Origin of the sequence: Carboxylicivirga litoralis (assembly GCF_025499605.1) — a bacterium.
Taxonomy (GTDB): domain Bacteria; phylum Bacteroidota; class Bacteroidia; order Bacteroidales; family Marinilabiliaceae; genus Carboxylicivirga; species Carboxylicivirga litoralis.
This window is the reverse complement of sequence record NZ_JAFMVC010000076.1, coordinates 1-2411: the sequence shown is the minus strand read 5'-3', so window position 1 is coordinate 2411 and position 2411 is coordinate 1. Positions and strand designations below refer to the sequence as shown.

Below are 2411 nucleotides of genomic sequence, written 5' to 3'. Positions count from 1 at the left end.
ATTGGTTAATGCTGTGATTATATCAGTCTCTTTATTGTATGCTTTAGAAGATAAAGTAGTGATAATTATTGAAATTGGTTTATCTTCATCTCCATTAAACATTATATCCCTATGCCTTTTAAGAATTTGTACTACTCGTTGAAGAGGAAGTTTTTCTTTTTGGTATGTTGGCAATGGATTTACTGATTCGCTAAGAAAAACAGATTTTCGAATTGAAATACTACACCTTTCTTGAAACCATGCTGCATATCCAAATGGATTACTTTTATTCCAGTAATCAGGATTGGTTTCATTGAAGTAATTATCTTCTTGGTTGTCAGTAATTTTTATTGCAGTTTTTTCAAAATCCTTAAAGTCTGTTGCAGAAAATGCTTTTTCAAGGATGACTCTATGACCTTCAGAGACGATTGACGGTAAGATATCCATGTGATATTTGGATGAATCAGCATAGTTCAAAGTCCAACATCTGCGACCTTCTTCATCAAGCATTTCTTTATAAGTTTTGTTTTCTTTAAGCCTATCACCAACAATTTTCTTTAAATGATATTGTGCCCAATCTGCTTTTTTCCCTTCCAACCTACAAACTAAATCTACATCCAGTTCATCTGAATCATTAACTGGTTTTATCATAGTACCAAGCAAGAAAGAACCCTGTGGTAAAATTTCAGGTTTGTATGGTGATAGTAATGATTTTTCGTCAGCAAGCCATTTACCTACAGCTTGATAACTTTGAACCGCGAACTTGTATTGGGTTTCTGAAATATCAAGATTGTTTCCAATTTCTTCTAATATCTCATTAAACTGGGCTTTAATTTCATTTGTTAACATAGGATTTAGTTTTATATTTCTATTGTTGATTATTTTCCAATTCAACTATAGATTGTTATTTTATTTCAAGTGTTTTAAAAAAACCTGAGTTAATTTTATTTTCATCATAAACTATAAGAGGCATATCCGCTTTTGGCATCCAACACCTACCAAGCTCTATTGCCGTTGCTATTGGCATAGCGGGAAAAATACTTAATGGAGTAGCACTTGAATACTTTAGTTTGATTTGATTAAACAATGTTCTGATTATTCTTGAAAATTCATTTAACTGCTCTTTTGTTTTAAGAAAATCATTAAATGGTTTATCTATTGTTAATGTATAAATGGAACAGTCTTCTCCCAAAATATTTGTAATTCTGTTATTTTCAATGTTAGCACTAAGAGAAATATTTAATGCTACTTTATCATAAATCTTGTCAGGCTCGATTATTTGATAGTTTTCAGATAATCCGTTATTTAAAAGATTCCATGTTTTTGGATTCCTAACTGGTTGATGAATCTCCACATTATGAATATCATTCAACAAAGTTCCAAGCTTGATTAATAATGGCATTGGGGCAAATGCAAATAATGAAATGTGATTTATTTGATTTTGACTTAATAAAGGTGCGAGTCTCTGGGCAAAGTTTGTTTCTAATGCTTTTAATTCAACTTCGAAAAAGAAATCATCCTTATCTCTAAATGGACTATCTTCTAGTCCTAATTGAACATCGATGGTCTGTGCAGGGTAATAATTAGGGAGTAGATAGTTTGCTAAATACTTAAAGTCAAAAGTTGGAGAGTGTTGCCCTACATTAGCTTTATATGTAACAATATGACTATGATGGTTTTGTTTAATTGATGTTATAAGACTAATTCTATCTTCATGTTCCTTTTTCCATGTTCTCAATAAGTCAGCAGGATATTTGTCTTCATTATCATCAATTTCTTTGTGGCACTTTCTACACAAGAGCATAAGATTTGAGAACTCTTGCTGTAAATCTTCTGAGTCCTTATTTCCTCTTGGTCCATCTTGACTTGCACCTATTATGTGTGCAACTTCAGCAAAATTTCCATCACTTAGCGTCAAACCGTTATACCAAACAGGTTCATTGCACCCACTAAATTCACAACGTCCAGCAGATTTTATCCATAACTCTAGCTTTATTTTCTCAGGTATTGGTTTTCTTGCCATATTTAATTTCTTCAGTTGTTTATGTTTTTAGCCTTGCTCCTAACGGTAAGTATATGCAAAGTAGGCGATTGCGGGCTTCAAACTTATCATACCGAGACAATTTTGAAGCGGGCTACAACCCCTGAATTTACTACTATCTCGCCTATTTTGTATATACATTGTACACTACTTACTTTTTATTTCTTGATATTGCTTAATGGTTCATTTACTGCTTATTAGCCCGTTTCCAATTTCGTTATATTACCCAAAATTCATATATTTGACATGTATTTGTATGTTAGAAAGTATATGAAGCGAAACATACAAAACACCCTGTAAATAAAGGGTTGTACAATATAGTAAAAAAACGAAAAACAGTTTGTATGGGAGCAAAAGTTAGTACGTCGATAGTTTTATATAAAAGCCAAAC

Annotated in this window: 2 protein-coding genes; both read right to left on the bottom strand. The window is 32.0% G+C overall.

What is annotated here, in order from left to right; all coding sequences use genetic code 11:
• On the bottom strand, positions 1 to 828 hold an 828-nt coding region (locus tag J1N10_RS20690; RefSeq protein WP_262328634.1), incomplete at its 3' end, for a nucleotidyltransferase domain-containing protein.
• A 55-nt stretch (positions 829 to 883) separates the two neighbouring features.
• Positions 884 to 2002, bottom strand: coding sequence for an HNH endonuclease (locus J1N10_RS20685; RefSeq protein ID WP_262328633.1), 1119 nt, complete (start codon positions 2000 to 2002; stop codon positions 884 to 886).
• Positions 2003 to 2411 lie beyond the last annotated feature (409 nt).